This window comes from Lawsonibacter sp. (genome assembly GCF_022777125.1).
In the GTDB taxonomy this organism is placed as follows: Bacteria; Bacillota; Clostridia; order Oscillospirales; family Oscillospiraceae; genus Lawsonibacter_A; species Lawsonibacter_A hominis.
On record NZ_JALFGV010000157.1, the window covers coordinates 1 to 5604 of the forward strand.

The 5604-nt window shown below is 60.7% G+C and carries 4 protein-coding genes and 1 pseudogene; 1 reads left to right on the plus strand and 4 read right to left on the minus strand.

From position 1 onward, the window contains the following. The 4 genes and pseudogenes from MR825_RS12970 to ychF all read right to left on the minus strand — a co-directional run. Positions 1–193, minus strand: a pseudogene (locus MR825_RS12970) (hypothetical protein); the annotation flags it as partial. Between the two features lie 137 nt (positions 194–330). Continuing rightward, positions 331–1476 carry a TRAP transporter substrate-binding protein gene (locus tag MR825_RS12975; protein WP_256174485.1) on the minus strand — a complete coding sequence of 382 codons (1146 nt, stop codon included), beginning with the start codon at positions 1474–1476 and terminating at the stop codon, positions 331–333. A 282-nt stretch (positions 1477–1758) separates the two neighbouring features. Further along, positions 1759–2538, minus strand: a complete 780-nt coding sequence (locus tag MR825_RS12980; RefSeq protein WP_186908387.1) for an IclR family transcriptional regulator — start codon at positions 2536–2538, stop codon at positions 1759–1761. A gap of 265 nt (positions 2539–2803) precedes the next feature. Beyond that, a complete protein-coding gene (gene ychF / locus MR825_RS12985; RefSeq protein WP_186908388.1) occupies positions 2804–3895 on the minus strand; it encodes a redox-regulated ATPase YchF in 1092 nt (363 codons plus the stop codon). Positions 3896–4215: 320 nt separating this feature from the next. Between ychF and MR825_RS12990 the strand changes: the two genes are divergently transcribed. Then, complete coding sequence (locus tag MR825_RS12990) at positions 4216–5577, plus strand: MATE family efflux transporter (RefSeq protein WP_287881100.1); 1362 nt, start codon at positions 4216–4218, stop codon at positions 5575–5577. The last annotated feature ends 27 nt before the right edge of the window (positions 5578–5604 follow it).

The following is a 5604-nucleotide window of genomic DNA, read 5'->3' on the forward strand; positions in this document are numbered from 1 at the left end:
TAGACGCGCCCACATAGGCCAGCATGATCAGACAGATCTTGGCGGACTCTTCCGTCCAGGAAAAACCGTGGGTAAACACGGCCCGCGCCACAAGCTGGATCAGCAGAAAGACCACCATTCCCACCATCAGGACGATGGAGAGCACATCCAAAACCTTCAGCAGCACACCGGTGATTGTTTTCATAGCTTTCATAGCAGATACCCCTCTGTTGAAAAATACGCTTACCGCCCCATAAAGGGGGATGGCAGCCCGAACAGCACACCCGCACTGTCCAGGCTGCTATCCCGCACGTTACGTTTTGTTCAATGGGTGAGTACCGGGCCGCGCGCTCAGTTGGCGGCGCAGATCTCGGCGATGGCGGCGGCGTAGCTGCCGAACTCGTGGGTGGAGACGAAGTTTTCGTAGACGGGCTGCACCGCCTCCTGCAGCTGTGCAATCTCCTCCTCGGTGGGGTAGTAGAAGGTGATGCCGTATTCATCGGTAAGCTTCTGGACATAGGTCTCGTTGTCCGCCTGCAGGGCCTGGGTGCGGAACTCGGCGGCCTCGGAGGCGGCCTTCTGGATGAGGGCCTGGAGGTCCGCGGGCAGGCCCTCATAAAACTTGTTGTTGATGTCCAGGCCATTGAAGTGGGCGGCCTGGTTGGTCACGGCCACATACTTGATGTATTCGCCCTGGCCGTTGCCGGTGTACAGGGTCACGGGCACGTGGTCCACACCGTCGATGGTGCCGTTCTGGAGGGCGGGCATGATCTCGCTGGCGCTCATAGACACGGGCGCGGCGCCCCAGGCATTGTAGTCGTCCAGGAAGATGGGGCCTTCGGTGATGCGGATGGTCTTTCCGGCCAGCTCGGACATGTTATGGACGGGGCCGGCATTCTCCGTGGTGCAGATGGTGCGGAAGCCGATGCACTGCAGGGCCAGCAGGCTGGCGCCGGTGCTGGAGAACTCGCCCAGCATGTCCGCCCATACGTCGGAGGCCATCACATCGTAAACGTCGTCGTAATCCTTGATGAGGTAGGCCAGGTCCAGCACGTCGAAGAGACGGTTGTAGTTGGCCATGATAGCGGTATTGTTCACGCCCATCTCCAGGGTACCGGCGATGACCTGATCCACGATCTCACGGTCGGAGCCCATGGAGCCCATGTAGAGGTCCACGATGACGGCGCCGTCGGTCCAGGTCTCCACCCGCTCCTTAAAGGCGTTGGCCAGCACGTTCAGATGGCTCTTTTCGTTGCTCTGGGGGGTGGCCAGCTTGATGGTCAGGGGGTTCTCGGGCGTGTAATCGCCAAAGTCCAGGGCCGCTTCGCCCTGTGCGCCGGACTCGATGTCACCCACGTTGGTCAGCGTATCGGAGGACTCGGGTTCTGATGCGGGCGAGGGCGACGGAGCTGCGCTTCCACTTCCGCTTCCGCCGCCGCAGGCCGCGAGGGACAGGGACATGACAAGCGCCAGCAATAGAGCAATCGTCTTTTTCATTGGTACTCCTCCTCAAGAATATTGGTTGATATTCAATTTCAATTATTGAATATCTATGCCATATATTTAGCACTAATTTTAGATTTGGTCAATATAGTTTTTTAAATAAAAAATAAAATCGAGTTTTTGTATAAAATGTCGAGTTAAAATTTGTGCATTAAGTAAAACGGATGGGATTCTCAAAAACATGGGATCTAATTTGGAGATACAGCGCCCAAAGATGACGAAAGCGGCCGGCGCAGTACTGCGCCGGCCGCTTGGCTGGGATAATATGACCTCGTATCAGAGGGCTTTGTATGCCAACTGCGCGGAGATCTCTTCCGCGGCATGCCGGAGATGAGGCAGGGCGTGACGGACATATTCGTCCGTCAGGCGCTCGATGGGGCCGCCTACACTCAGCCCGGCGATGATCTGGCCCAGATGGTTGCGCAGTCCGACGGCAATACTGCCGTTCCCGCTCTCCAGTTGCTCGGTACAGAAGCTGTACCCCAGCTGCTGGACCTCCTTCACCTTTGCCCGGATGCTCTCCGGATCGGTCACCGTCTTGGGGGAGGGTTTGTCGTAACTGGCCTGGCGGAGGTATTCCTCCAGCTGGGCATCGGAATAGCCGGACAGGATGATGATCCCGTTTCCGCCGCAGTGCAGGGGCACATGCTTGCCGATAAAGGGCATCCGCGTCAGCACCGAGCCGGGAGGGCTCACCATGTCGATGTAGACCAGTTCCTGCTGCTGCGGGATGGCCAGGTAGCAGATCCCGTCGCAGCTGGCGGCGATGTTCAGCATATAGGGGTGTACCAGGTCGCGCAGATCGAATTTGGCCCGCACCATGTCCCCGATCAGGGAAAATTTCAGGGAAAGGGTGTATTTGGCCGAATTTTCATCCTGGATCACATATCCACGCTCCCGCAGGGCATTGATCATGCGGAAAGCGGTGCTCTGCGGGATCCCGCTCAGCTTTGCGATATCGTTGAGGCGCATGGGCGCGCCGTTGCGCACCATGGTCTCCACCACGTCAAATATCTTATCTGCGGATTGATTGGTCCGCGTCACCTTTTCAGCCATTCGGATCCTCCATTACACAAGTGCTGCCGGAGCGCGGACAAATTCGGCTCAACCTGGCATATAAATTCAATTATTGAAATTCACCATATATTTTTTACCATAGTTCGCCCCTCTTGTCAATCCAAACGAGCCAAACGGCTCCAAGGGCAAAGAAAGAGCGGACGCCCGGGCGAAGCCGCCCGGCAGGCGTGGAATCCCGTGGGCGCGTTTCGTCCCGGGATTCCGTATGGCGGGATCATGCGCGGGAGCCGCCGGAAAAGGGCGGTCAGACGTTGAAGCGGAAGAGGACGATATCGCCGTCCTTCATGACGTACTCCTTGCCCTCGGAGCGCACGAGCCCCTTTTCCTTGGCCGCGGACATGGTGCCGCAGGCCGTCAGATCGTCAAAAGCGATGACCTCCGCCCGGATGAAGCCGCGCTCGAAGTCGGTGTGGATCTTGCCCGCGGCCTGCGGGGCCTTGGTGCCCCGGGTAATGGTCCAGGCACGGCACTCGTCCTCGCCGGAGGTGAGGAAGGAGATCAGCCCCAGCAGGGCGTAGCTGGCGCGAATGAGCCGGTCCAGACCGGACTCCGGAATGCCCAGCTCCTCCAGGAACTCCTTTTTCTCCTCCGGCTCCAGCTCGGCGATCTCCGCCTCCAGCTTGGCGCACACGGGAATGACCTGGGCCCCCTCCCGGGCGGCCAGATCGGCCACCAGCTGATAGTAGGGGTTGTTCTGGTGGTCGGCAAAGCCGTCCTCATCCAGGTTGGCGGCGTAGATGATGGGCTTGAGGGACAGAAGCTCCGAGGTGGCGATCAGTTCGGCGTCCTCCTCGCCGCAGGCAAATGAGCGGGCCGAGTTGCCGTCGTTGAGCCAGTCCCTCAATGCGGAGAACACCTCCACCTCGTGCAGGTACCGCTTGTCGCCCTTTGCGGCTTTCTGGGCCTTGTCGATGCGCCGCTCTACCATCTCCACGTCGGCCAGGATGAGCTCGATGTCGATGATGCCGATGTCCCGCAGGGGATCGGTGGAGCCCTCCACGTGGATGACGTTTTCATCGTCAAAACAGCGTACCACGTGGATGATGGCGCTGCACTCCCGGATGTTGGCCAAAAACTTGTTGCCCAGGCCCTCCCCCTTGGAGGCCCCCTTCACCAGACCGGCAATGTCCACAAACTCGATGACGGCCGGGGTGGTCTTTTTCGGGTGGTACATTGCGCTGAGCTTGTCCAGCCGCGCATCCGGGACCGCTACCACGCCCACGTTGGGGTCGATGGTGCAGAAGGGGTAGTTGGCGCTCTCCGCGCCGGCGTTGGTGATGGCGTTGAACAGGGTCGATTTGCCCACATTGGGCAGGCCCACGATGCCTAATTTCATGGCGTATAGCCCCTCTTTCGCAGCCTTCAGCGGACAAAGGGCGGCGCCGTTGTTCCGCGCGGAGCTCCCATCCGGATTCGCGGCCTGTGCCGTCGGGTGGTTCCGCGCCTGAAAACGCAGCCGGAACACGCGGTGCGCCTTGTTCGCTGAGGGTAAATTCGCCCCAATATTATATAGGAATCCCGCGAAAAATACAAGAGGGCGCCAAAATGAGACCGTCCCCTTGTATTTCCCGGGCAAAGCGTGTAGAATCATCTGGCTGCGCCGCGCGGCGGCGGAGCGATGCTTGATGATGCGGATGACGATGGATAGGAGGTCGTATGGGTATCCTGCGGCAGAACAGCGGCGACATCACCCAGGGGGTCATCTGGAAACAGCTGCTGGCCTTCTTTTTCCCCCTGTGGTTCGGTACGTTTTTTCAGCAGCTCTATAACACCGTGGACACGGTCGTGGTGGGCCGTTTTGTGGGCAAGACCGCTTTGGCCGCCGTGGGCTCCACCGGGGTGGTAGTCAACCTGACGGTGGGCGTCTTTACCGGGCTTGCCAGCGGCGCGGTGGTCATCATCGCCCAGCACTACGGCGCCCGCCGGGGCCCGGAGGTCTTTCGGAGCGTCCATACCGCCATGCTCCTCTCCCTGCTGCTGGGCGCCTTTTTTATGGCGGCGGGCTTCCTGCTGACGCCCTGGTCCCTCCGGGCCATGGGGACCACTGAGGAAGCGCTGCCCGGCGCCATCCTCTATCAGCGGATCTACTTTCTGGGCATGATCCCCAATGTGGTCTACAATATGGGCACCGGTGTGCTCCGGGCGGTGGGGGATGCCCGGCGGCCGCTCTATTTCCTGATTGCCGCCTCGCTGTGCAACATCGTGCTGGACCTGGTGCTGGTGGTGGGCTTCGGGCTGGCGGTGCTGGGGGTGGCCCTGGCCACGGTGCTCTCCCAGCTGCTCTCCGCCGTGCTGGTGGTGCTCTCCCTGATGCGCTCGCAGGGGCAGGCCTATCAGCTTTTCCCCCGGCAGCTGCGGCTGTACGGCGCTCCGCTGAAGGATGCCATGCGGGTGGGCGTGCCCGCCGCCCTTCAGTCGGTGATGTACTCCGCCTCCAACATCGTCATCCAGGCTGCGATCAACTCCTTCGGCACCGACGCCGTAGCCGCCTGGACCGCCTACGGCAAAATGGACGTGATCTTCTGGATGTCCATCAACGCCATGGCCCTGGCCATCACGACCTTTGCCGGGCAGAACTACGGCGCGGGCCAATACGACCGGCTGAAGAAGGGCGTGCGGGTGTCGGTAGGCATGAGCGCGGGCTTTACCGTGCTCCTCAGCACCGCCATGACCGTGTTTGCCCGGCCGATCCTGAGCATATTCTCCCCCGACCCGGACGTGCTGGAGATCGGCGTGGCCATGGTGCGCTTTCTGGCGCCCTGCTATATCACGTATATCCTGGTGGAGCTGCTCCCCGGCGCGATCCGGGGAGCGGGCAGATCCATGGTGCCCATGCTCATCTCGGTGTTCGGCGTGTGCGTGCTGCGGCTGGTGTGGCTGTTTACCGTGGTGCCGGCCCATCACACCATCGAGGCCGTGGAGCTGAGCTATCCCATCACCTGGGCGGTCACTTCCGCAGCCGTGCTGATCTACTACCGCTGGGGGCATTTGCTGCAGCCGCGGAACGGGACGGAATAAACGATCGCACACAGCGGTGCGGCTCTG

Coding starts and splice junctions, on each gene's coding strand:
- MR825_RS12980 (WP_186908387.1), bottom strand. CDS start 2,538: ATGGCTGAAAAGGTGACGCGGACCAATCAATCCGCAGATAAGATATTT.
- MR825_RS12975 (WP_256174485.1), bottom strand. CDS start 1,476: ATGAAAAAGACGATTGCTCTATTGCTGGCGCTTGTCATGTCCCTGTCC.
- ychF (WP_186908388.1), bottom strand. CDS start 3,895: ATGAAATTAGGCATCGTGGGCCTGCCCAATGTGGGCAAATCGACCCTG.
- MR825_RS12990 (WP_287881100.1), top strand. CDS start 4,216: ATGGGTATCCTGCGGCAGAACAGCGGCGACATCACCCAGGGGGTCATC.